Origin of the sequence: Flavobacterium urumqiense, assembly GCF_900108015.1 — a bacterium.
Taxonomy (GTDB): domain Bacteria; phylum Bacteroidota; class Bacteroidia; order Flavobacteriales; family Flavobacteriaceae; genus Flavobacterium; species Flavobacterium urumqiense.
Genome location: NZ_FNVP01000003.1, coordinates 147542 through 171001 on the forward strand (window position 1 = coordinate 147542; position 23460 = coordinate 171001).

Consider the following 23460-nt stretch of genomic DNA (forward strand, 5'->3'; position numbering starts at 1 on the left):
TTCTACTTTAAACGTAGAAATAATTCTTTTAAATTGATATTTCTTTATTTTTTGTTTGCCAAATCTTTAATAGAAACTTCGTTGATTCGAACATCTTTGATGACGGCTTCTCCGTTTTTTATAGCAACTAAAGCATAAGTTTCATTCTTCTTTTTAATTGAAGATTCGCGATAAATTTTTTCGGCTTTTGACGCTATGTTCTCATTCATATAAAACCGATTAAAAGGCAAATTTATGGCTATTTTATCATTATTAAGGGAAAATCCAACCTTTAATTTAAGGTAGGAATCAGTATTTTCTGGTTTGCATTTAGAAATGGAAATGACTTTTGCAAAGCCATTTTTAGTTGTACTAATTGTTGCAAAAATAGTTTCTCCGTTAGTATATTTTTCAGCATTTTTTACCGTAATTTCACTTTCTTTGAAGAATAGTGTAATGTATTTTCCTCTAAAAGCATCATAAGGATCTATTGGAGCTGTTTGAAATTTGAATTCAATTCCGGTATTTATGATGTTTTCCTGATTGAATATCATTTGTAAAGGAACATACAATTGTGCCAAAACAACTAATGCAAATAATAGAAGTTTGTTTTTCTTATTTTTCATTTCTATTTCTTTTTTTGAACATTAGATAGTTAGTTAAGAAAAACCCTAAACCGATTGTAATAAATAAAATCCCTCTGATTACAAAACTCAAATCAGTATCAAAAAAGCGACAAGTTATAAGAATGGTAATGAGTAATAAACCAAAATTTAGTATTCCTAAATGGTTTAATTTATTTCCACGTTTAATTTCCGAAATTCCTATTGCTAATACGATTCCGTTTGCCATAATAGAAAATTCATAGCCAGGAATGAAAAAGAGAATATTGGTAAGGAAAGCAAGTTCCAAAATGGAAATCTTTTTAAAATTTGTTTTGCTGTTTTTCTTGTAAAATAATAAACCAGCGAAAAATGTCAGGAGTAAAACAATTATAAATTCTAAAGAAAAAAATGTTTCCGATAAAGAAGCCGTATTGTAAATGAATTTATCCCAAAACCATCTAAAACTGTAAAGCAACAAAAGATATAATATTCCTAATTTTCCAAAAATGAGAAAGCTGTTGTTTTTTAATTTTTGCTTTTCGAAGAATGGCGTTTGACCAATAAAATAGCATATGGTAAACAAACTCATATAGCTCAATGTCATTAAATTCTCGTTTTTATGAGCAATCGTACCTAAGCAAATAACTATTGACAAGGCTATAAACCAGTTGTAAAATAGGGTAAAATTGCTGTTAGCTTTGGTTTTCAAAAGTTTATAATAATGTGGAGCAATTCCTAAAAGTAGCAACCAATAGTAGTAAGATTGTAGACTTGGATAGGTAAAATAATTTGCATTACAACCGTAATAAGTAATTCCTGTAAGGTATAACAGGGAAACTACTGACGATTTTAGTAGATAAACCAATGGCAAGCACAAAAGCATCCAGATCATTAAAAACGAATTTAAATCTCCGGGAATGTTATAGACTTGAGCGATTAATGCTATACTAGACCCGACAGCAAAAAATAAAGTAACGGCAGAACTTTCTCGCCAAGTAGGACTTTCTGGTTTTTTTAATATGGAATACCCACAAAATAATTGGCCAATGAGGAGCGGAAGGAACGATAGTAACGTTTTGGTTAAGCGGGAAAGAGTATCCCAATTGTGTGCAAAAACAAGAATTATTCCAAGTCCAACAAGGATTGCTCCTACTATTGCAAAAACGGAAGAGAGTTTGTTTTGGTCTCCTTCCTGTTTTTCGTCGAAGTACTGCTGGATTTTTTTGGCGGTTTCCTCTGTAACTACATTGGCTTTGAGTAGTTTTTGCAGTTCGTTTGTAATTTTGTCAGACATAAACTATCTTTTGTATGTTTCAAATATACAAAGTTTATCATCGCAATCGTTTTTTAGCCCTGATCGAAACGGCATCCTTTTGTGCTGTCATTGCGAGGAACGAAGCAATCTTTTTAGACAGCACAAAAGATACAGTGCAGAGCAGGAAATAGCTCTTGATACTCATGAGAATAAACCCTGAAAAATAAATTCGCTTTCAATACCTTTATAAAATTTAAATAATTATTTTTGCAACTGCTTAAAATTAAAATTATTACTTGATATATTATGGTAAAAGATTTATTCGAAAGGATTCAAAACAATAAAGGACCATTAGGAAAATGGGCTTCACAAGCGGAAGGTTATTTTGTTTTTCCTAAATTAGAAGGTGAATTGGGTCCAAGAATGCAGTTTGGTGGAAAAGATATTTTGAACTGGAGTTTGAATGACTATTTAGGTCTTGCAAATCACCCGGAAGTGCGTCAGGCAGATACCGATGCGGCAATTCAATACGGAGCGGCTTACCCAATGGGAGCCCGAATGATGAGTGGGCAAACTAAATATCATGAACAATTAGAGAATGAATTGGCTGCTTTTGTAATAAAAGAATCAGCTTATTTATTGAATTTTGGTTACCAAGGAATGGTGTCTATTATTGATGCTTTGGTTACCAAAAATGATGTAATTGTATACGATGTTGATGCACATGCTTGTATTATTGATGGTGTTCGTTTGCACGTGGGGAAACGTTTTACATACCGTCATAACGATATTGAAAGCATGGAGAAAAACCTACAACGTGCTACAAAATTAGCGGATGAAAATGGTGGAGGAATACTTTTTATTACTGAAGGAGTTTTTGGAATGCGCGGGCAACAAGGAAAATTGAAAGAGATTGTTGCGATGAAGCAAAAATATAATTTCCGTTTGCTGGTAGATGATGCACATGGTTTTGGAACACTTGGAGAAACAGGAGCCGGAGCAGGCGAGGAGCAAGGTGTTCAGGATGATATTGATGTTTATTTTTCGACTTTTGCGAAATCAATGGCTAATATTGGTGCTTTTGTAGCTGCTGATAAAGACATTATCGATTACCTAAAATATAATATGCGTTCGCAAATGTTTGCCAAATCGTTACCAATGATTCAGACAATTGGTTCTTTGAAACGATTGGAATTGTTGCGTAATCACCCAGAATTGAAAGATAAACTTTGGGAGAATGTAAATGCGTTGCAAAACGGCTTGAAATCGAGAAATTTCAATATTGGAGATACTAACACATGTGTTACACCAGTTTACCTTGAAGGAAGTGTGCCGGAAGCAATGGTTATGGTGAATGATTTAAGAGAAAATTACGGTATTTTCTTATCAATTGTAATTTATCCTGTGATTCCAAAAGGAATTATTTTGTTGAGAATGATACCTACAACTTCACATACTTTATCTGATATTGATGAAACATTGGTTGCTTTTGAAGCGATTCGTGAGAAATTAGAAAATGGTACTTATAAAGAGATTGCAGCACGAACTACTGTTGATTTAGACGCGTAGTTCTCTGTTTAATTTTACATAGAAAATCCATCAGCTTTTGTTGATGGATTTTTTTTTGGATTGAATTCAATATGAATGCCGTATATTTATTAAATCAATTGGTAAATAAAAAAATATGAAAAAAGTAATTGTAGCAGGTTTCGTGTTTATGAGCGTTCTGGTTTCGTGTAAAAAAGAGAAAGAAAAACAAGTAGAAACGATACCGGATGCATCGGAAAAAATAGTTATTGAAGAAACAGTTTCCGATGAATGTTATAGTGGTAATGTTAAAAATGATACTATTTTAATGAATTTGACTATTAAAGGAAACGAAGTAACAAAAGGGAAATTGAGTTATAAATTCTATGAAAAAGATAAAAACGAAGGAACACTTGTTGGGGAAGTAAGAGGTGATACGCTTATTGCGGATTATACTTTTATGTCTGAGGGCGTTTCATCCGTGCGACAAGTTGCTTTCTTGAAAAAGGGAAATGCGTATGTTGAAGGTTATGGCGATGTTGTTGATGATAATAAAGGAAAAATAATGTTTAAAGATCCGAAACAATTAAAATTTGACGGAAAAACTGTATTATCAAAAGTGGATTGCAAACTGTAATTTTAAATATTTATTTACAAAATTATAAATTGATAAGCATTAAAAACTAAAAATCCATCTACCGAAGATGGATTTTTTTAGTATTATATTGAAACCAATTTCTATAAATGGGATTTGATAATTATAATTCTTTACGATAGGTGCATCTTCTTTTATGTACAACGGTATTAAAATGTTTCCATAAGTTATGAATAGCTAAATTGTCAGCCAATTCAGGAGTTCTGAAGCAATTTATAATCCCTTTTTCTCTGAAAGTTTCGTAATATTCCTTAAAAATAATTGCTGTTACTGCTTTGTTTTGATATTCTGGTAAAACACCAATAAGATAGAAGAGCACATCTTTACTTTGTTTTTTTGCTTTCAGCAAATGCAGGAATCCAAAAGGGAATAATTTTCCTTTCGTTTTTTGTAAAGCTTCCGAAAAAGAAGGCATCACTATACTAAAAGCAACAATATTATGGTCTTTATCTTCCACAAATTTGATGAATTCTGGATTAATGAAACTGATGTACTTTTTCTTGAAATATTCTTTTTCTGTATCTGAAATAGCTACAAAGGAAGACAAGGAAGCATACGATTTGTTGAATAAATCGAACATTTTATCTACATGAGGCATTACTTCTTTGGTGGTTTTAAAATTTAGCGGACTCAAGTGGTATCTTCTTTTTACCAATTCATTCGCTTTTTCAAAAAATTCCGGTTTTACATTTGAAAAAGGAAATTTACTTTCAATGTATTCTTTCTCTTTAAAGTAACCCAACTGTTCAAAATGAGTGGCATAATACGGATGATTGTACCACGTAATCATCGTTCCCATTTCGTCAAAACCTTCGGTAAGAACTCCAACTTTATCCAAGTTAGAAAATCCCATTGGACCTTCAACGTATTCTAAATTATTTTTTCGTCCTAATTCGTTTGCTTTTTCAAGTAATGCTTTGGTGACTTCAATATCATCTATAACATCAAACCAACCGAAACGCACTTTCTTTTTTTGTTGGTCATTTACTTCCTTCCAATTGATGATAGCAGCAATCCTTCCTACAATTTTGTTGTCTTTATAGGCGATGTAAAAATAGGCTTCGGCATTTTCGAAAGCAGGGTTTTTTGTTTTGTCAAAACTTTCGAGTTCATCTGCAATTAATGGAGGAACCCAGTTTTTATTATTTTTATATAAAGAAAAAGGGAATTTGATGAAATCCGTTAATTCACTTTTTGTTTTAGCTTCTTTTATTGTAATCATTGTAGAATTTTATAATGTATTTTCTATTTCGTCTTTTCGTTTTTTATTTTTTTTCTCTGCTTTTTTTACTGACTTAGATTTTTTGTTTCCTCCTTTATCAAGGTCCATTCTTACTTCTTGATAATTAGTATCATAGCGCCAAGAAAAACCAACACCTCCATAAAGTATAGAAGGTGTTTCTTTCAGGCTTGTACTTATAGATGCATCAATTTGCATGTCTTTATTCAACAAATAAGCGGCACCACCTCTAACGATCGCATCGCTGTAAAAATCGCTTTTGAATCCTTGATTTTCTATGAACCCAGACCATTTATCATTGAATCCTTTTGTTAAAGTTACTACATAACCATAGCTTGGATAGTCAGTTGTTACATAATCGGCAATAATATTGGTTACAAAAACCCATGTTCCATTTCCTAAATGATTTTGGGTAATCAACATGATTTTTGGAGAAATATTAGCATCTGGAGAAAAAGAGTATGGATTGTCAGCCATTGTAAAATTGGCGCCTGCAAAAACAGAAACTGCAGGAATTAATTGATGCCAATTGAACGATTGATTCGCTTTCCAGCTGTATACATTTACTTTTTTCTCATAATTTTTGAATGGATCATAAATCAAATATTTTGCTCCCAAAACAGTTTGCTTTAAAGCTGATTTTTTGACACTGCTTAAAGGTGTTGTGAATGTTTCATTTTGGTATTGTAAATCGGCGATTAATTCTAATTTTTCAAGAAAAAAGCCATATCGTAAAGTTAAATCCAGTCCTAAACCATTGGCATCATAATTTAATAAACTATGTTTTTCTTTTATGCCATATATGCCTGTTTCAACTTGAATTACTTTTTTCCCTACCGCAAAAGCGGACATCGTTTCACCTGGTCTATTTGAATTAATTTGGTCAGTATGTTGGCCATATTGAACAAACGGAATCATAAAAATAGCAGCGACAAATAAGATTTTGATTTTCATCATATTATTTTTTTGAAGTTAAAAGTAAAAACGCATTTCAAATGTACTATATTTTATCATTTATTTAAGAATGATATTTCACTTTTGTCCCGAAGGTTCGGGATGAATTTATTAATTTTGGAAAAAAATATTTTGATTATGCAAACAGCCTCTTTTACAGGATTTATAGAAACCATCTTTTACATAATAGCTTTCTATTATATTTTTAAATTTTTGGCAAAATTATTTTTGCCTCTGTTGGTTAAAAAAGTAGTGCAGAAAGCAGGAGAGAACTTTCAGAAACAGCAACAATACTCGCAAGACAACTCTTGGAACAAAACGAAAAGTAAGGATGAAGTCATTTACGACAATGCAAGTTCTAAAAATCCTCGCGAGACCAAAAAAGTAGGAGATTATGTGGATTATGAAGAAATTGATTAAGTTTGCACCAGATGGTTTACTTGGTTGACCAAAATCTGATTTTATTCGAGTTTTCCAAATCAAATGATAAACTTTAAACTCTAAACTTTTTTAATGAAAATTCTTAATAAGTTCTATCCGCACGCTCTAGCCATACTTGGTTTTGTACTCATTTCTCTTATTTATTTTTATCCTGTTTTACAAGGAAAGCAAATTTTTCAATCGGATATTGTTCAATATACCGGAATGGCCAAAGAGCAAAACGATTTTAGAGCCTCAGATCATATAGAACCCTATTGGACAAACGCTGCTTTCGGAGGAATGCCAACCTATCAATTAGGGGCGAAGTACCCGCACGATTATATTGGAATGATTGACGACGTATTGCGTTTTTTACCGCGTCCTGCTGATTATTTATTCCTTTACTTTCTTGGTTTTTACGGATTATTATTAGTGTTGAAGATTGATCCTTTGAAAGCCTTTTTTGGTGCTTTGGCTTTTGGTTTTTCTACTTATTTAATTGTAATCTTGGGCGTTGGTCATAATGCCAAAGCGCATGCGATTGCTTATATGCCACTTGTTATTGCTGGTTTTATACTGGTTTTTAGAAAAAAGTATGTTTTAGGGGGCCTAATTACAATGTTTGCTGTGGCATTAGAAGTTAATGCCAATCATTTTCAAATGACATATTATCTGCTAATTTTCTTATTGATACTTTCTGGTTATTTTATTTATCAGGATTTCAAAGAAAAACAGTACAAGTCGATGTTTTATTCTTTTGGAGTTTTAGTAGTTGCAGGAATTTTTGCCATTGGAGCCAATGCTACTAATTTATTGGCGACAACTGAATATGCCAATTTTAGCATACGCGGAAAAAGCGAATTGACTTTCAACCCTGACGGATCAAAAATCATTGGCAATAGTGCCATGAGCAAAGAATATATCACGGAATACAGTTACGGAATAGCCGAAAGTTTTAATCTTATTGCGCCCAGAATTTTTGGAGGTTCAAATAATGAAGCACTGGGAAAAGACAGTAAGATGTACGATTTCATGATTGGTCAAGGCGTGCCAGAAGCACAGGCAAACGATTTTGTTTCTGGAATGCCAACTTATTGGGGAGATCAGCCTATTGTGGCTGCACCTGCTTACATTGGAGCAATAGTTTTTTTCTTGGGAATTTTAGCTTTGTTTATTGATAAACGAAAAATCAAATATGTATTTCTTTCGGGAGCAATACTGGCTTTAGTACTTTCTTGGGGTAAAAATTTCCCGGCGTTGACGGACTTTTTTATAGATTATATTCCGATGTACGATAAGTTTAGAGCAGTTTCATCTATTCAGGTAGTTTTAGAATTATGTTTTCCAGTTTTAGCGATAATGGGATTGCAATCTTTTATGAAATCTGAAAAAGAAGATCAATTACAAGCTTTATGGCAAACTGCTGCAATAGGTGTTGGAACACTTGTAATTTTGTTTTTATTCAAAGGGATGTTCAGTTTTTCTGGAGGTAGTGATAGCTATTTTCTTAAAAGTTACGGTCCCGATTTTGTAGATGCGCTTAAAGAAGACCGAAAAAGTTTGTTTAGTGCTGATTTGTTGCGTTCTGGTTTCTTTATCTTACTTTCTTCGGGTATTTTATGGATGTTTATAAAGAATAAATTAGCTCAGAATACAACTGTAATTCTAGTTGGTTTATTGATGATTTTCGACTTGTTTTTTGTCGATAAAAAATATGTTTCCGCTAAAGATTTTGTTTCTGGACGTGAGGTCGAAGTACCTTTTCAGGAAAGCCCTTCAGATACTCAAATTTTAAAAGACACTACAAATTATCGTGTTTTTGAAGTAAACGGTTTATTAAACGCCAGATCTTCCTATTTTCATAAATCTATTGGAGGATATAGTGCGGTGCGACCGCGAAGAATGCAACAATTATTCGATTACCAAATTGCTAAAAACAATATGGAAATCCTTAATATGTTGGATGTGAAGTACGTTATTCAAACGGATAAAGAAGGAAAGGAATTTCCAACTTCGAATCCTAATGTCAATGGAAACGCATGGTTTGTGAGCCAAGTAAAATTAGTGAATTCCGCTGATGAAGAAATGAAAGCTTTGGATAGTTTGGATTCTAAAAATGTAGCGATCGTAAATAGCAAAGACTTTAAAGTTAAAAATAAGGCTTTCGCCAAAGATAGTCTGGCAACCATAACTTTAAATTCATATAAACCGAATCATTTGAAATATACTTCCAATAATGCCAATGAAGGTTTTGCTGTTTTCTCCGAAATGTATTATGGAAAAGGTTGGAACGCTTCTATCGATGGAAAAAAGATAGATCACATTCGTGTGAATTATGTTTTAAGAGGATTGCGAATTCCAGCAGGAAAACATGCGGTAGAATTCAAATTCGAGCCTGAAGTTATCAAAACAGGAAGTGCGATTACTTTAATTAGTTCGGCCGGAATGTTGTTGCTTTTGTTTGGCGGGATTTATTTTGAAAGGAAGAAAAAGACGTTAACTGTCTAATATTTATTTGTAATTTTGATGTAATTTCAAACGGATTCTAAATTTTTAAATGTAATGGGCAAAGTCAAATTAAATCACGCACCTCCAATACTAATGGAAGCAAGATATATTGAAGAAATAAGACATTTGACCTATCAACAACGTTTTGAAAAATTGATTGCAATAATAGAACTTTCATGCATACTAAAATCGGCAAAAAAATATTCAAAATCAAAATAATTTGAAATGGATATACACAAACAAATAATAGATGTTTGGAAGTACTTGTCATAAAATAAATGTAAACTATCTTAACATCTGTGGATTTGCAGTCAATATTTATGGCTACGGAATAAATACAGGAGATATTGATATTTTCATAGAAGATACAATTGCTAATCGTTAAAATTTAAGAAAAGCCTTTACAAAAATGGGATTAGGCGATTTTGAAAGTATAAAAACGATGCAATTTATTCCGGGTTGGACAGATTTCACTCTAAATATTAATTTTAGATTGGATATTATGACTTCTGTTAAAGGTGTAGAAAATCAGCCTTTTGCAACACTTTTAGAAAAAGCAAATATCATAGATATAGATGGAATTCCAGTCTTTCTTATTGATTATGATAATTTGATTATTGCAAAAAAAGCAGCCAACAGACTAAAGGACCAACTTGATATTGAAGAGTTGGAGAAACTAAACAATAAAAACATTTAATAGAATTATGAAGGAGCTCTCTCGTTTTAAATCATTTCAAAATATACTGCCTTGGCTTTTTCTTTTAGGGATTATTCTTGGAGCTATGATTGCTTCACATGAAGCTACTATCATTAAATTTAAGATAACTAATTTTATGCTTGTTTTTATGGTGCCTTTATTTTTTACTTTAAGAGGGGTATATAAAAATAGTAGATTGTTTTTAAATAATTTAAAATCAATTAAATTAAATCCTTAAACTTGGAACAAAAAAAAATACTAATCATTACCTATTATTGGCCACCGGCTGGAGGACCTGGCGTACAACGTTGGTTAAAATTCGTAAAGTATTTACCTGATTTTGGAATTCAGCCGATTGTGTATATTCCGGAAAATCCGACCTATCCAATTGTTGATAAAAATTTGTTTAAAGAAGTTTCAGATAAAGCGATTATTCTAAAACAGAAGATATTTGAACCCTATCAACTGGCTTCTTTTTTTTCGAAGAATAAAACTAAGAAAATTAGTTCCGGGATTATCCCAAATCAAAAAAAGCAATCTTTTCTGGATAAAACATTCCTTTGGATAAGAGGAAATTTGTTTATCCCTGATGCGCGTGTTTTCTGGGTGAAACCATCGGTTTCTTATTTAGAAAAATATATTCAAGAAAATAATATTGATACGGTTATCACTTCGGGGCCGCCACACAGTCTGCATCTCATTGGATTAGAATTAAAACAAAAATTAAATATAAAATGGTTTGCTGATTTCCGTGATCCTTGGACAACTATTGGGTATCATAAATCATTACGATTGTCTAATTATGCGGCCAAAAAGCACAAAACGTTAGAGCATCAGGTTTTGAATACTGCCGATACAATTATCGTGACAAGTAAAACTACGAAAAAGGAGTTTGAAGCGATCACAGGCAAGCCCATTGCGGTAATTACCAATGGTTATGATGATGAGAATGTAGAGAAGCAAATTTTGGATACGAAATTTAGTTTGGCACACATTGGTTCTTTTCTTTCAGAAAGAAATCCTAGTATCTTATGGCAAAGTTTAGTCGAATTAATTAATGAAATTCCTGATTTCAAATCGCATTTGGAAATCAAATTGATTGGAGCAGTAAGCCAAGAAGTTTTAGAAACCATTTCGCAATTTAAACTAAATTCCTGTTTGAATAATTTGGGTTATGTTTCGCATGAGGAAGCGATTGCACACCAAAGAAAATCGCAAGTTTTGTTGCTTATTGAAATCGATTCTAAAGACACCAAAAGCATAATTCCAGGAAAATTATTCGAATATATGGTTTCTAACAGACCCATTATTGCCATTGGTCCAAAGGATTCTGATTTTGCCGACATCATAACGACTACCAATACCGGTGTGTTCTTTAAGTATTCTGAAAAAATGAGATTAAAAAGTGTAATTTTGGATTTCTATAATCAGTTTTTGCAAGGCAAACTTCAATCAAATGGAGTTGGTTTGCAACGTTATTCCAGAAGAAACCTTACCAAAGAGTTATCACAATTGATAAATTAAAAAAGTCCGAGTTATTACAACTTTAAACATAAAAACATTAAACTCCTAAAATGGGAATAGTATTAAATCAGTCCTTAAAGAACACCGTAATAACTTATATTGGATTTGGAATTGGCGGGATAAACACTATTTATTTGTATCCTGTTTTTCTTGGAGCAACTTTTTATGGTTTAACAAATTACATAACTTCTTGTGCGAATGTCATTATGCCATTATTTGCAATTGGAATGCAAAATACGCTAGTGAAATTTTATTCTCAACATCAAACCGAAGAGGAAAAATCACGTTTTTTATCCTTTACTGTTTTATTCCCTTTGTTGTTAATAATTCCGATGTTGTTAATTGGAGTTTTCTTTTATGATGAGATTTTATTCTTTTTATCCAAAAAGAATCCAATTGTCAAAAATTATATTTGGTTGATACCATTTATAGGATTATGTATGGCGTATTTCGAAATTTTTTATGCTTGGTTACGAGTACACATGCACTCCGTTTTTGGTAATTTCATTAAAGAAGTTGGTTTGCGACTGTTTTCGTTATTCTTATTAATTGGAGTTTATTACAATTGGATTACTGTGGAAGGGTTTGTTTATGCAACAGCTGCCTTGTATTTCTTGGCATTTTTGGTAACTATGCTATATGCATTTAGTATCCAGAAACCCAATTTTCAGTTCACGATACCGGAAAAAACAAAAGATATATTGGTATATACTTTTTATATTATTTTGTCGGGAAGTGTCGCCAATTTACTTTTGGATGGAGATAAAATCATGCTTAACCAATATATGATTATTGATAATATTGCCTTTTATTCAATAGCAACTTTCATTGCATTAGTAATATCGGTTCCAAGTCGTGCCATGCATCAAATAGTTTACCCTATTACTGCACGATTGATGCATGAAAATAAACAAGAAGAGCTCAATGACCTTTACAAAAAAACCTCTATTAATCTGCAAGTAGTAGGTGGCTTGGTAATGTTGGGTATTTTTGTAAATATCAATAAATTATATGAAATGCCTCAATTGCATGATTATGTAGAAGGAGTTGTGGTTGTTTTTATGATTGGTTTATCAAAATATTTTGAATTGATATTGGGTAATAATAATGCAATTATTTTCAATACAAAATATTACCGGACGGTTTTGTTTTTAGGTGTTTTATTAGTAATTATTGCAATAGGATTAAATATGATTTTTATCCCAATATATGGTATTATAGGTTCCGCTTTTGCTACTTTACTGTCAATTACATTATACAGTTTGGCTAAATTACTTTTTGTAGTCAAGCGTTTGCATTTGTATCCTTTTACCAGTCAAACGTTCTATTCTCTTGTGATAACATTGCTATTATTTCTTTTGTTTTATTTCTGGGAGTTCCCTTTTCATCCGATTATCTCTATTGCTATCAAATCTGTTTTAGTGACTATTTTGTATGTTTATATCAATTATAAATTTGCTATCTCGATCGAAATAAACCAAGTCTTAGATACTATTTTAAAAAAACTAAAAATAAAGTAACCTGATTGATTCAAATTAAGCCGACACAATCAAAATATTTTTTAGTAATCATTTCAGTACCAATAATTGCGAAATTCATAAGTCCAATTAGGAAATTTTTAGATAATTTATTTTTTAAAAGTGTGAATTTTATAAAACTATCCAATTATTATGTAATATTTGAGAACAATTTTAAAAATATATTTGCAATCTAACTTACTTTTAGAAATATTAATTTGTTTGAAAATAATTGAAAAATCACTAAAAGTGGGTATTGTACGAATTATATGAAACCCTTAAATTTGTGATTAATTATTAGTCTAGACTTATTTAAAAATAAAATTAATTAGCCACAATAAAAATAATAATTATGGTCATTTCTCAAATTTCAAACGAAGATAATTTACAAAAATATTCAAATATTATTGCGAATAAAATTAGCAATGGATTTGTAATTGAAGAAAGAAATGATAAATTGCCATTTGCCGTTTTGTCAAAAGATGCTATAGCAGTAGACCATGGTTTTAATTTTCTAATATGTTGCATTACATTAGGATTGTGGACAATACCGTGGATTTATCAGACTTGCGTATCATCCAAAGGAAAAAAGATATTAATTGCGATCGATGAAGATGGAAACACCTTTGAAGAAAACTGTTATATCGGATAGGGCTTTTATATTTTTTCTTTAAGATATTTTCCGGTTACAGATTCCCTTATTTTTACAATTTGTTCAGGAGTTCCCACAGCCAATAATTTCCCGCCATTTTCGCCGCCTTCTGGCCCTAAATCAATAATCCAATCGGCACATTTTATCAGATCAAGGTTGTGTTCAATAACAATTATTGAATGTCCTTTTTCTATCAAAGCATCAAATGAAGCTAATAGTTTCTTAATGTCATGAAAATGCAATCCTGTTGTAGGTTCGTCAAAAACAAAAAGTGCTTTGTCTTTTGTTGCTCCTTTTACCAAGAATGAAGCGAGTTTTATACGTTGTGCTTCTCCACCGGAAAGAGTAGAAGAGGATTGTCCTAATTGCACATATCCCAGTCCAACATCTTGAAGCGGCTGCAATTTTTGAATGATTTTATTTTGCTTATGAGCTGTGAAAAAAGCAATAGAATCATCAACAGTCATGGTTAGAATATCGTTTATGTTTTTGCCTTCAAAAGCAACTTCCAAAACTTCTTTTTTAAATCGTTTTCCATTACAGGTTTCACAAGGCAACTGGACATCTGCCATGAAAACCATTTCTACGTTTATAGAACCTTCTCCCTTACAGGTTTCACACCTTCCGCCATCTACATTAAAAGAAAAATGTTTGGCTTGATAACCCCTTATTTTTGATAATTTTTCTTTGGCATACAATTCCCTGATGTCGTCATAGGCCTTGATATAAGTCACCGGATTAGAACGGGAACTTCTTCCTATAGGATTTTGATCTACATATTCAATATGCTTAATTTGCGCGAATGAGCCTGACATTTCAGTAAATTGACCAGCCTTTTCTCCTACATTATCGAGTTTTTTTTGCATTGCCGGGAACAAAATTTTCTTGACAAGCGTACTTTTTCCGCTTCCCGAAACTCCAGTGATTACAGTTAATACATCCAATGGAAAAGTAACATCTAAATTTTGCAGATTGTTTTCTCGAGCACCTTTTATTTCGATAAAGTTTTTGAAAGGTCTTCGTTTTTTTGGAACCGTAATTTCTAAATCACCATTTAAATATTTTGCTGTGAGCGAAGTCGATTTTAATATTTCATCATACGTACCTTGAGCGACTAAATTACCACCTAATGTTCCAGCTTCCGGGCCAATATCAATAATCATATCTGCAGCTTTCATAATGTCTTCATCGTGCTCAACCACAATAACTGTATTGCCTAAATCACGTAGCGATAATAAGACTTTTATCAAACGTTCTGTATCTTTTGGGTGTAAACCAATACTTGGTTCGTCAAGAATATACATTGATCCTACTAAACTACTTCCCAGTGAAGTGGCTAAATTGATGCGTTGAGATTCTCCTCCTGAAAGTGTTGCTGAATTTCTATTTAAAGTAAGATAATCCAAACCAACTTCCGTTAAAAACGATAAACGATTATTTATTTCTACCAATAAACGTTTGGCAATTTGCTTCTCGTAAACATCTAAATTGATGTTTTCAAAGAAGCGAACGAGATGCTTAATAGGTAGATCAACTAAATCAGAAACAGTTTTAGAATTAATTTTCACATAAGAAGCCTCCATCCGAAGGCGTTTTCCCTTGCAGGAATAGCATTTAGTTTTTCCACGGTAGCGAGAAAGCATTACTCGGTTTTGTATTTTATAATTTTTTTCTTCTAATTCTTTAAAGAAACTATTTAATCCTTGGAAATACTCATTCCCATTCCAAATCAATTCTTTTTGATCCTCTGATAATTGATAGAAAGGTTTATGAATAGGAAAATCAAACTTGTAAGCGTTGTTTACTAATTCATCTCGAAACCAACTCATGCTCTCACCACGCCAAGGAAAAATAGCGTTTTCATAAATCGATAAAGTAGTGTTTGGGACTACCAACTCGGCATCAATTCCTATAATATTTCCGTAACCTTCACAAACTGGGCAGGCTCCATAAGGATTATTGAAACTAAATAAATGAACGTTTGGTTCCAAGAAAGTAATGCCATCAAGTTCAAAATTATTGGAATAAGAATATCTTTTATCCGAATTTAATTCTTGCAAATAACAAATTCCCTTTCCTTCAAAAAAAGCAGTTTGTACCGCATCGGCTAGACGATTGTAGAATTCTTCTTCTCCAGAAGTTTCGGGATTGACAACAATTCGATCAATAATTAAAAATATTTCTTTTTTATGTAATGAATCCGGTAAATCGTCTAAGCGAACCATTTCATTATTAACTAAGATTCGGGCAAATCCTTGTTGTAAAAGTACTTTTAGTTTGTCTTCCAGTTTTCTTCCTTCTTCTAAGTGAATAGGTGCGAGGAGTAGCCACTTGCTTTCTATTTCAAAGCTTTTTACTTCAGAGACAACATCAGTCACCGTATTTTTTTTTACTTCCCGCCCAGAAATTGGAGAATAAGTTCTTCCGATTCTAGCAAATAGCAATTTTATATAATCGTAAATTTCTGTCGAAGTTCCTACTGTAGAACGAGCATTTGTGGTGTTTACTTTTTGTTCGATCGCAATTGCCGGTGCAATTCCTTTAATGTATTCTACTTTTGGTTTGTCTAATCTGCCAAGGAATTGTCTTGCATAGGATGATAAACTTTCTACATAACGGCGTTGCCCTTCGGCATACAGAGTATCAAAAGCCAAACTTGATTTTCCAGAACCCGAAAGCCCGGTAATAACCACTAATTTATTTCGGGGAATCGCAACATCTACATTCTTTAAGTTATGTACTTGTGCCCCTTTTATGATGATATTTTTCTTTGGATCTAACGTAGATAGGTCAACTTGCATAACAACAATAATTTTCACAAAAGTAATCAATTTCCAACGGAGTAATGGCATTGAACCAATCACAAATTTTAGCTAATAAAAAGATTTTTAAGAATGTAAACAGCACTAAAATTTTAAATATTCTCTGTAATTATAAAAACAGTATTTTTAAGATTATTTTTTGAAATAAATTAATATCTCTATTCAATTGAAAACGAAATTATACGTTTTATTTTTTGTACTATGCAGTTCTCTTTTTTCTCAAGAGTTGCCTGCAATTGTAAAATATGTTCCAACAACATTATGTTTTCTTTGCTAAAAACGAGGGACTATCAGAGTTTAATGGTGCTAATAGGGAATTGTATCCATCGCCAAACGAAACTATTGTTCGTTCTGTTAAAGTGATTGGAAACTAGGTTTACACTGGATGTTGCATGGTATTTGGTTTTTGGAAAAGACAAACCAATGGGAAATTGAAATATACTTCCTTGAGTAATACCATAAAAAATAAAATTCTTGATGATGAGCAGTTTTGGAACATATTAAATTACGATCAATGGGTTATTTTCCAATCATTAAACAGAATTTATATTTATGATTCAAAAACAGCATAGTAATACCAAGAAAACAAAATTTTAGATATTGAAAAAGGTTTTCATGTATATGCGTTGGATTAGTCAAAAGGCAAAATGGACTTTTTTGTAGATGACATATCAGTTTACACTTTTAATCCGATGGATAAAAAAGAAAATACTTGGCCTTTCAATCAACCATTTTATTTTATTATTAATATGGTTATTGGAGCCAATTTTGGAGGCCCTAAAGTTGATGATGACATTTTCCCAAAAGATTTCATTGTAGATTATGTAAGTGTTTATAAATAAGGTTTTTAAGAGTGTTTTTTGGCAGATTTTAAGATAATTTCACTTCGATTTTATATTATTGTGACATTTCTTGTTAAATAGATTTTCCGAAGTGTTTCTTTACAACTTTTAAATATTAGTTTTGAAAAAATACATTTTTCAGTTTATAATAGCGCTTGTAACAGCTGTTTAACTTAAAGTAATACTTTAAATTTTAACAGATTTTGGCGTTAAATGTTAATTTTTCTTAATTTTGTTTGCTTCTTAAAAAAAATATTTGCTAAATTTGATGCATACAAAAACACTAATAAATATTAGCCTATACTATAACACTACTTTTTAGAGAAATTTCTCCAATTTTAATTAACAACTAAAAGGTATAACTATGGCTAATACACAACTTCCCGATGCTTTATTGGTTCAGGATTATGTTTCTGGTAATGAAAATGCCTTGGCTGCATTAATCAAAAGACACGAATCAAAAATTTATGGTTTTATATATTCTAAAATCTCTGATAGAGATATTTCGAATGATATTTTTCAAGATACTTTTATTAAAGTAATTAGAACTTTAAAATCAAATTCTTATAATGAAGAAGGGAAATTCCTACCTTGGGTAATGCGTATTTCACATAATCTTATAGTTGATCATTATCGAAAAAATAAAAAAATGCCAATGTTTCGAGAAACAGAAGAATTTTCTATTTTTTCAATAATGTCTGATGATTCGCTTTCGATAGAAAATAAAATAATTTCAGAACAAGTCGAGATGGATATAAAACGACTAATTGAAGAATTGCCTGTAGATCAAAAAGAAGTTTTAGTGATGAGGATGTATCAGGACATGAGTTTTAAAGAAATTTCAGAGGTAACCGGCGTAAGTATAAATACTGCTTTGGGTAGAATGCGTTATGCATTAATGAATATGAGAAAAGTTATCGATAAACATCAAATTGTTTTGACTAATTAACAATAATTCGAAATTTGCTCCGTTGTAATATAAAAACAAACTTATTACAATATGGCAAAAATTTACTCTAAAAAATCTTTAGTTACAAAAACAATGAAACCTAGTAAAGAAATCGTTTCTTTTTTATTGAGTTATTCAAAAGCGTTAAGCATTATAAAAATTGAAGATAAAAGTTTCGAAATAATAGCTAATTAAAAACAAACCCACAATTACTGTGGCTGCTATTGCATAGAAAAAATTCAAAATTCCCTTTTTTAGGATTTGAATAACCAGATTCCACTAGTTTTATTTTGAAATTAGTGGAATCTCCTATTTCGATGAGGTGTATTTTTTGGCATAATCTTCCAAAACGGTCTTCCTCCCTATTGTTTTAGTTATAATATCCTTTTCTAAATCCCAACCACGAGCTGGTGAATATTCCCTTCCATACCATATGATTTGTAAATGTAAGTCATTCCATATTTCCTTCGGAAAAATACGTTTTGCATCTTTTTCTGTTCGAACCACATTTTTTCCATTCGTCAAATTCCATCGATACATCAATCGATGAATGTGAGTATCGACAGGAAAAGCAGGAACTCCAAAAGCCTGAGACATCAACACACTTGCGGTTTTATGGCCCACAGCCGGTAATTCTTCTAAAAATTCAAAACTCTGAGGTACTTTTCCGCCGTGTTTATCAATTAAAATATGAGACAAACCATGGATTCCCTTTGATTTCATTGGCGATAAGCCACAAGGTCGTATGATTTCCTTAATCTCTTCCACGGAAAGTTTAATCATATCATAGGGATTATCCGCTTTGGCAAAAAGCAAAGGTGTAATTTGGTTGACCCGAACATCCGTGCATTGTGCCGAAAGTAAGACCGCAATGAGTAATGTGTAAGGATCTTTATGATTCAGCGGAATAGGAATCGTTGGGTATAATTCTTTTAACGTATTTATAACAAATGTTACACGTTCCTGTTTATTCATTTTTGTATTTTTATAAAGAGTAAAAATAGTATAAATTCTATTATGTGCCTAATCTAGTTTTACGGTACCATCTCGGAAAATTGGACTCATTTTTATAGTTTTTTTTCTAAGCAATTCCTCCAGCTTTCTCCGGTCGCTGAGCACTCGCAAGAAAAAATAACTATAAAAATTTCGGGGTTTTCACTTCACCCTGAGGCATCAAACAAAACCTAAAAACTAAAACCCCAAAATATGACAACATTAAAAAAAGGAGACAAAGCACCCGATTTTTCAGGTCTAGATCAAGATGGAAAACCGCATCAATTAGCCGATTATAACGAAAAAAAATTAGTGGTTTTCTTTTATCCAAAAGCGAACACACCGGGATGCACCGCTGAGGCCTGTGATCTAAGAGACAATTTTGAGCGTTTCAAAGCCAATAATTATGAACTTCTGGGCGTAAGCGCTGATGCACAAAAAGCTCAGGCTAAGTTCAAAGAAAAATATGACTTTCCTTTTCCATTATTGGCTGATGAAGATAAATCGGTAATTCAGGCTTTTGGAGTTTGGGGACCCAAAAAATTTATGGGAAAAGAATACGATGGTATTCATAGAACTACTTTTGTAATCGATGAAAACGGAATTATTGATGACGTAATATCTGATGTGAAAACTAAAGCGCATGCTGCTCAGATACTGAAGTAAATCTTGTGCCAGATTTAAGAAATTAAAAATTCCCAAATAATAAAAGCCAAAAAAGAGATAATCTACTCTTTCTTGGCTTTTATTACATCTTCTAAATCTGAAAATTAATTGCTTATTTTTAATATTTTATTTGGATCATAGCCAAAAAGTTGGTGTTCCTTAATGATTTCCGCAATTCCGGAAGGAAGCATAGTTTCCCAACCTGGTTTTCCATGGTTTATCATGTTTAATACTTCACGGGAGAATACTTCTAAAATATTAGGATCGTAATCAACAATATCAACAACTTTTCCATTGAACTTGAAAAATTTGTATAATTCTTTCATTCTAGGATGTACTTTCAAATTGTCGGAAGTAATAATTTCACCGTTTTCACCTATCATTGGATATAAGAAAACTTTCATATCACGGTAAAATAATTTTCCAAAAGCTTCCAGAATTCCACCACTTAAATGTCGATAATATTTTTCGTCAAAAATATCAACCAAGTTATTTACACCCATGGCTAATCCCATTCTGGCTTTGGTATAATTGGCAAAATATTCCACCACTTTATAGTATTCCTGGAAATTAGAAATCATTACCGTTTGTCCAAGAGAACAAAGTAATTCGGCTCTATCCATAAAATCTCTTTCGTCAATTTCACCATCAGAACGTAAGTTTGATAATGTGATTTCAAAGACTACGAGAGTATTTTCTTTTTCAACTTTATTTTCCTCCAGAAACATTTTTAATGATTTCTCGTACATGTCCATATTTACTTTTGTAACAGGACGAAAACTTCCTCTAAAGGCAAGAATATTTTTTTTGTACAATATGGCTGCAGGAAGTATATTTTTCCCATCTGGATTAAACATAACCGCATCCGTCATCCCATTTTTGACTAGTTGTAAACTCATCAATCGATTATCAACATCCGCAAAACGAGGTCCTGAGAAATTGATGGTGTCTATTTCAAGTTGATCTTTGTCTAAATGGTCGTATAAATAACGCAACAAACGTTTCGGGTCATTGTATTTATAGTACGCACCATAAATTAGATTTACACCAAGAATACCAAGGGTTTCCTGTTGCAATCGCACATCGGTTTCCTTAAAACGAATATGAATTATAATTTCATTATAATCTTCATCTGGTTCAATTTGGTATCGGATACCAACCCATCCGTGTCCTTTAAATTGTTTTGCAAAATCGATAGTAGCTACGGTATTAGCATAACTGAAAAACAGTTTATTGGGGTGTTTTTCTCTACTCAATCGCTCTTCAATTAATTGACTTTCGAAGGTTAGCATTTTTTTAAGTCGGCTTTCCGTAACGTAACGGCCGTCTTTTTCTATACCGTAAACGGCATCACTAAAATCTTTGTCGTAGGCTGACATTGCTTTTGCGATAGTACCTGATGAACCTCCGGCCCTAAAAAAATGTCTGACAGTTTCTTGTCCGGCACCAATTTCGGCAAAAGTTCCGTAGATATTTTCATTCAGGTTAATACGAAGTGCCTTGTCTTTTGTAGAAGGAATTTGTTCGATGACTTTGTCACCTTTTAATTTTATTTCAGTACCCATTTTGTTTTAAATATGGCTAATATGTTACAAAGTTAGTTAAAATGGTTTCTAATGAAGGAGAATTAATCCTATTTTTGTAAAAAATTATGATACCGTTGAAGATATATTTTTTAGGCACAGGGACTTCACAAGGAATACCTGTTATTGGGAGCAATCACTCGGTATGTAAAAGTACTGATTTTAAGGACAAAAGACTAAGAGTCTCCGTTTGGATCTCCTGGGACGATTATTCTTTCGTAATCGATTGCGGTCCTGATTTTAGACAACAAATGCTTTCGTCAAACTGCCAGAAAGTAGACGGAATTCTATTTACTCATGAACATGCAGACCATACTGCAGGTTTAGATGATATTCGGCCGTTTAATTTTAAGCAAGGCGAGATACCTATTTATGCACATCAAAGAGTAATTGAAAACTTAAAAAGGCGTTTCGATTATATTTTTAAAATCAAAAACAGGTATCCAGGAGCACCTTCAGTGAAAACGATTGAAGTGATTAATAACCACCCTTTTTCTATTGGTGATAAAAAAGCAATTCCTGTTAATGTGATGCATGGAGACCTTCAGGTTTTTGGATATAGAATTGATGATTTTGCTTATTTGACAGATGTAAAAACAGTTGAAGAAAGTGAAATTCAAAAATTAAAAGGTCTAAAAGTTTTGGTCGTAAATGCTTTACGGGAAGAGCCACATAATACGCATTTCAATTTGCAGGAAGCTTTAGATTTTATTGCTTTGGTTCAACCGCAAAAAACTTATCTTACTCATATTAGCCATATTCTTGGTTTTCATGAAGAAGTACAAAAAAAACTGCCTGATAATGTTTTCTTGGCATACGATAATTTACAAATTACAATTTAATAGTACTCAAAATGAAAAGATCATTAATGCTTTACCTTATTATTCTTATTGTCCTTATGAATATTTATACCTACATGTTTCTGAGCAAGGAAGTAGCTTTCGAACAAGATAGATATACAAAAGTGACTACAAAGTTGAAAGATAGTTTGAAATCTGTTACCAATAAACTAGCCGATGCCAACTATTTCTCTTTGGAAAAAAATGAAAATGCTCAAAATTATTTTGATTCTGGAAGCGCTGAAAAAACGATTCAATATGAAAAATTAATTCCCGTTGTAACGGAAAAATTACTGGACTACAATTCAAATCCAAAAGGGAATCCTTACACTGGTCAAGATCAAATTGGGGCCAATAAATTTATTATCAATAAAGTTAGAATTCTAAATCACCGATGGGTTATTGCTGATTTTAGTGATGGAGAAATATGGGGAGAAGTTTTACTGAAATACTTCGTCAATGCTGATGAAAGTATTGCTTTTGAAGTGAATCAATCGTTGCTGTATCAAAAGTAAAATCTAGTATTCAGTTGCAGTTTTCCGTGTTAAAAAATGCTGAAAACTGCAAATGAATACTGCATGCTAATTTTCAAGCAGCCAATTTTTCAAGTCATAAAAATTTTGTGGTGCTACACCATGACCTACAGGATATTCTTTATAGGTAGAATTTATACCTAATTTCTCCAAAAAAGGTTTTGTTTTTCGAGCCCATTCTATTGGAATTACCTGATCAACAGTTCCATGTGAATGAAATATTTTTAGTTTTGAAAGATCATTTCGCAAGTAATTTTCTTCTAAAATAGGTTCGCTTACGTAACCGCTCAATGCAACGACTCTTTGTACTTTATCTGGATGCGATAAGGCTATTGCATAACTTAAAATAGAACCTTGGCTGAAGCCAACCAAAGTAACATTTTTAGAATCTATGGGATAGGTTTGAATTAATTCATCAATAAATTGAGCGATTAAATCCCTTGAAATTTTTGCCTGTTCATGGTCTGAAAATTTATTTTCATCAGCATCAAAATTGATGGCGTACCAAGCATAAGCGCCATATTGCATGTTATACGGAGCTCTCGCTGAAATAATATAGTATTCATCAGGAAGTTCTGTAGCAAATGAAAATAAATCTTCCTCATTGCTGCCATAACCGTGTAATAAAAGTAAAAGTGGATTTTTGTCTAATTTTATTTTAGGTTCTCGTATTTTATATTCTAAAGATAATTTCATTTTA

At 32.1% G+C, this 23460-nt stretch carries 25 protein-coding genes; 17 read left to right on the plus strand and 8 right to left on the minus strand.

Features of this window, described 5'->3' with window-relative positions; translation table 11 throughout:
- Positions 1-44: 44 nt before the first annotated feature.
- A complete protein-coding gene (locus tag C4S35_RS05625) occupies positions 45-605 on the minus strand; it encodes a GDYXXLXY domain-containing protein (protein ID WP_103999241.1) in 561 nt (186 codons plus the stop codon).
- Positions 595-1878, minus strand: a complete 1284-nt coding sequence (locus C4S35_RS05630; RefSeq protein ID WP_103999242.1) for a DUF2157 domain-containing protein — start codon at positions 1876-1878, stop codon at positions 595-597. The genes C4S35_RS05625 and C4S35_RS05630 overlap by 11 nt, the downstream gene beginning before the upstream one ends.
- A gap of 267 nt (positions 1879-2145) precedes the next feature.
- On the opposite strand from C4S35_RS05630, the gene capB reads away from it, so the two are divergent.
- Positions 2146-3408, plus strand: a complete 1263-nt coding sequence (gene capB / locus C4S35_RS05635; protein ID WP_103999243.1) for a cysteate-C-fatty acyltransferase — start codon at positions 2146-2148, stop codon at positions 3406-3408.
- Positions 3409-3523: 115 nt separating this feature from the next.
- Positions 3524-4003, plus strand: coding sequence for a hypothetical protein (locus C4S35_RS05640; protein WP_103999244.1), 480 nt, complete (start codon positions 3524-3526; stop codon positions 4001-4003).
- A 121-nt stretch (positions 4004-4124) separates the two neighbouring features.
- Here the strand turns inward: C4S35_RS05640 and C4S35_RS05645 are convergent, their stop codons facing one another.
- On the minus strand, positions 4125-5243 hold the full coding sequence (locus C4S35_RS05645; protein WP_103999245.1) for a GTP cyclohydrolase: 1119 nt from the start codon (positions 5241-5243) through the stop codon (positions 4125-4127).
- A gap of 9 nt (positions 5244-5252) precedes the next feature.
- The gene (locus C4S35_RS05650; protein WP_103999246.1) at positions 5253-6218 is read right to left on the minus strand and encodes a transporter; all 966 of its coding nucleotides are present in this window, start codon (positions 6216-6218) and stop codon (positions 5253-5255) included.
- Positions 6219-6353: 135 nt separating this feature from the next.
- Between C4S35_RS05650 and C4S35_RS05655 the strand changes: the two genes are divergently transcribed.
- The 8 genes from C4S35_RS05655 (at position 6354) to C4S35_RS05685 (ending at position 13533) form a co-directional block, all read left to right on the plus strand.
- The gene (locus tag C4S35_RS05655; protein WP_103999393.1) at positions 6354-6635 is read left to right on the plus strand and encodes a DUF4834 family protein; all 282 of its coding nucleotides are present in this window, start codon (positions 6354-6356) and stop codon (positions 6633-6635) included.
- Between the two features lie 93 nt (positions 6636-6728).
- Positions 6729-9143: a YfhO family protein gene (locus tag C4S35_RS05660; protein WP_103999247.1), complete on the plus strand. Its 2415-nt coding sequence runs from the start codon at positions 6729-6731 to the stop codon at positions 9141-9143.
- Between the two features lie 54 nt (positions 9144-9197).
- Positions 9198-9362, plus strand: coding sequence for a hypothetical protein (locus C4S35_RS15725; RefSeq protein ID WP_167386512.1), 165 nt, complete (start codon positions 9198-9200; stop codon positions 9360-9362).
- Between the two features lie 31 nt (positions 9363-9393).
- A complete protein-coding gene (locus C4S35_RS16165) occupies positions 9394-9528 on the plus strand; it encodes a hypothetical protein (RefSeq protein WP_279627770.1) in 135 nt (44 codons plus the stop codon).
- A gap of 24 nt (positions 9529-9552) precedes the next feature.
- Positions 9553-9840 (plus strand): hypothetical protein, encoded by a 288-nt coding sequence (locus tag C4S35_RS05665; protein WP_103999248.1) that lies wholly within the window; start codon positions 9553-9555, stop codon positions 9838-9840.
- Positions 9841-10080: 240 nt separating this feature from the next.
- Positions 10081-11364, plus strand: a complete 1284-nt coding sequence (locus tag C4S35_RS05675) for a glycosyltransferase family 4 protein (protein WP_103999250.1) — start codon at positions 10081-10083, stop codon at positions 11362-11364.
- 50 nt (positions 11365-11414) lie between these two features.
- Positions 11415-12884: a lipopolysaccharide biosynthesis protein gene (locus tag C4S35_RS05680; protein WP_103999251.1), complete on the plus strand. Its 1470-nt coding sequence runs from the start codon at positions 11415-11417 to the stop codon at positions 12882-12884.
- Between the two features lie 349 nt (positions 12885-13233).
- Positions 13234-13533 (plus strand): hypothetical protein, encoded by a 300-nt coding sequence (locus tag C4S35_RS05685; RefSeq protein WP_103999252.1) that lies wholly within the window; start codon positions 13234-13236, stop codon positions 13531-13533.
- A 5-nt stretch (positions 13534-13538) separates the two neighbouring features.
- Here the strand turns inward: C4S35_RS05685 and uvrA are convergent, their stop codons facing one another.
- Positions 13539-16334: an excinuclease ABC subunit UvrA gene (uvrA, locus tag C4S35_RS05690; protein WP_103999394.1), complete on the minus strand. Its 2796-nt coding sequence runs from the start codon at positions 16332-16334 to the stop codon at positions 13539-13541.
- Between the two features lie 266 nt (positions 16335-16600).
- Between uvrA and C4S35_RS16170 the strand changes: the two genes are divergently transcribed.
- From C4S35_RS16170 to C4S35_RS15730, 4 genes are all read left to right on the plus strand, one after another.
- Entirely contained in the window at positions 16601-16729 is a 129-nt protein-coding gene (locus C4S35_RS16170) for a hypothetical protein (protein ID WP_279627771.1), read from the plus strand.
- A 273-nt stretch (positions 16730-17002) separates the two neighbouring features.
- Positions 17003-17197, plus strand: coding sequence for a LamG domain-containing protein (locus C4S35_RS05700; protein ID WP_103999253.1), 195 nt, complete (start codon positions 17003-17005; stop codon positions 17195-17197).
- Between the two features lie 364 nt (positions 17198-17561).
- A complete protein-coding gene (locus tag C4S35_RS05705; protein ID WP_103999254.1) occupies positions 17562-18146 on the plus strand; it encodes an RNA polymerase sigma factor in 585 nt (194 codons plus the stop codon).
- Between the two features lie 51 nt (positions 18147-18197).
- Entirely contained in the window at positions 18198-18341 is a 144-nt protein-coding gene (locus C4S35_RS15730) for a hypothetical protein (RefSeq protein ID WP_167386513.1), read from the plus strand.
- A gap of 114 nt (positions 18342-18455) precedes the next feature.
- On the opposite strand, the gene C4S35_RS05710 is transcribed toward C4S35_RS15730, so the two are convergent.
- Positions 18456-19121 carry an endonuclease III domain-containing protein gene (locus C4S35_RS05710; RefSeq protein ID WP_103999255.1) on the minus strand — a complete coding sequence of 222 codons (666 nt, stop codon included), beginning with the start codon at positions 19119-19121 and terminating at the stop codon, positions 18456-18458.
- A gap of 231 nt (positions 19122-19352) precedes the next feature.
- On the opposite strand from C4S35_RS05710, the gene bcp reads away from it, so the two are divergent.
- Positions 19353-19805, plus strand: a complete 453-nt coding sequence (gene bcp / locus C4S35_RS05715; protein WP_103999256.1) for a thioredoxin-dependent thiol peroxidase — start codon at positions 19353-19355, stop codon at positions 19803-19805.
- A gap of 104 nt (positions 19806-19909) precedes the next feature.
- Here the strand turns inward: bcp and C4S35_RS05720 are convergent, their stop codons facing one another.
- Positions 19910-21370 carry a TonB-dependent receptor gene (locus C4S35_RS05720; RefSeq protein ID WP_103999257.1) on the minus strand — a complete coding sequence of 487 codons (1461 nt, stop codon included), beginning with the start codon at positions 21368-21370 and terminating at the stop codon, positions 19910-19912.
- 95 nt (positions 21371-21465) lie between these two features.
- Here C4S35_RS05720 and C4S35_RS05725 point away from each other — a divergent pair, with 95 nt between their 5' ends.
- Complete coding sequence (locus C4S35_RS05725) at positions 21466-22230, plus strand: MBL fold metallo-hydrolase (protein ID WP_103999395.1); 765 nt, start codon at positions 21466-21468, stop codon at positions 22228-22230.
- Between the two features lie 11 nt (positions 22231-22241).
- Positions 22242-22742, plus strand: a complete 501-nt coding sequence (locus C4S35_RS05730; RefSeq protein WP_103999258.1) for a hypothetical protein — start codon at positions 22242-22244, stop codon at positions 22740-22742.
- A 66-nt stretch (positions 22743-22808) separates the two neighbouring features.
- Here the strand turns inward: C4S35_RS05730 and C4S35_RS05735 are convergent, their stop codons facing one another.
- Positions 22809-23456 (minus strand): alpha/beta hydrolase, encoded by a 648-nt coding sequence (locus tag C4S35_RS05735; RefSeq protein ID WP_103999259.1) that lies wholly within the window; start codon positions 23454-23456, stop codon positions 22809-22811.
- Between the last annotated feature and the right edge of the window lie 4 nt (positions 23457-23460).

Excerpts from the sequence above, each read along its gene's own strand:
- C4S35_RS05680 (WP_103999251.1), top strand. The coding sequence starts at position 11,415 with ATGGGAATAGTATTAAATCAGTCCTTAAAGAACACCGTAATAACTTAT.
- C4S35_RS05735 (WP_103999259.1), bottom strand. The coding sequence starts at position 23,456 with ATGAAATTATCTTTAGAATATAAAATACGAGAACCTAAAATAAAATTA.
- C4S35_RS15730 (WP_167386513.1), top strand. The coding sequence starts at position 18,198 with ATGGCAAAAATTTACTCTAAAAAATCTTTAGTTACAAAAACAATGAAA.
- bcp (WP_103999256.1), top strand. The coding sequence starts at position 19,353 with ATGACAACATTAAAAAAAGGAGACAAAGCACCCGATTTTTCAGGTCTA.
- C4S35_RS15725 (WP_167386512.1), top strand. The coding sequence starts at position 9,198 with ATGGGCAAAGTCAAATTAAATCACGCACCTCCAATACTAATGGAAGCA.
- C4S35_RS05630 (WP_103999242.1), bottom strand. The coding sequence starts at position 1,878 with ATGTCTGACAAAATTACAAACGAACTGCAAAAACTACTCAAAGCCAAT.
- C4S35_RS05650 (WP_103999246.1), bottom strand. The coding sequence starts at position 6,218 with ATGATGAAAATCAAAATCTTATTTGTCGCTGCTATTTTTATGATTCCG.
- C4S35_RS05710 (WP_103999255.1), bottom strand. The coding sequence starts at position 19,121 with ATGAATAAACAGGAACGTGTAACATTTGTTATAAATACGTTAAAAGAA.
- C4S35_RS05730 (WP_103999258.1), top strand. The coding sequence starts at position 22,242 with ATGAAAAGATCATTAATGCTTTACCTTATTATTCTTATTGTCCTTATG.
- C4S35_RS05720 (WP_103999257.1), bottom strand. The coding sequence starts at position 21,370 with ATGGGTACTGAAATAAAATTAAAAGGTGACAAAGTCATCGAACAAATT.
- C4S35_RS05660 (WP_103999247.1), top strand. The coding sequence starts at position 6,729 with ATGAAAATTCTTAATAAGTTCTATCCGCACGCTCTAGCCATACTTGGT.
- C4S35_RS16165 (WP_279627770.1), top strand. The coding sequence starts at position 9,394 with ATGTTTGGAAGTACTTGTCATAAAATAAATGTAAACTATCTTAACATC.
- C4S35_RS16170 (WP_279627771.1), top strand. The coding sequence starts at position 16,601 with ATGTTCCAACAACATTATGTTTTCTTTGCTAAAAACGAGGGACTATCA.
- C4S35_RS05655 (WP_103999393.1), top strand. The coding sequence starts at position 6,354 with ATGCAAACAGCCTCTTTTACAGGATTTATAGAAACCATCTTTTACATA.
- C4S35_RS05665 (WP_103999248.1), top strand. The coding sequence starts at position 9,553 with ATGGGATTAGGCGATTTTGAAAGTATAAAAACGATGCAATTTATTCCG.
- uvrA (WP_103999394.1), bottom strand. The coding sequence starts at position 16,334 with ATGCAAGTTGACCTATCTACGTTAGATCCAAAGAAAAATATCATCATA.
- C4S35_RS05640 (WP_103999244.1), top strand. The coding sequence starts at position 3,524 with ATGAAAAAAGTAATTGTAGCAGGTTTCGTGTTTATGAGCGTTCTGGTT.
- C4S35_RS05700 (WP_103999253.1), top strand. The coding sequence starts at position 17,003 with ATGGACTTTTTTGTAGATGACATATCAGTTTACACTTTTAATCCGATG.
- capB (WP_103999243.1), top strand. The coding sequence starts at position 2,146 with ATGGTAAAAGATTTATTCGAAAGGATTCAAAACAATAAAGGACCATTA.
- C4S35_RS05645 (WP_103999245.1), bottom strand. The coding sequence starts at position 5,243 with ATGATTACAATAAAAGAAGCTAAAACAAAAAGTGAATTAACGGATTTC.
- C4S35_RS05685 (WP_103999252.1), top strand. The coding sequence starts at position 13,234 with ATGGTCATTTCTCAAATTTCAAACGAAGATAATTTACAAAAATATTCA.
- C4S35_RS05625 (WP_103999241.1), bottom strand. The coding sequence starts at position 605 with ATGAAAAATAAGAAAAACAAACTTCTATTATTTGCATTAGTTGTTTTG.
- C4S35_RS05705 (WP_103999254.1), top strand. The coding sequence starts at position 17,562 with ATGGCTAATACACAACTTCCCGATGCTTTATTGGTTCAGGATTATGTT.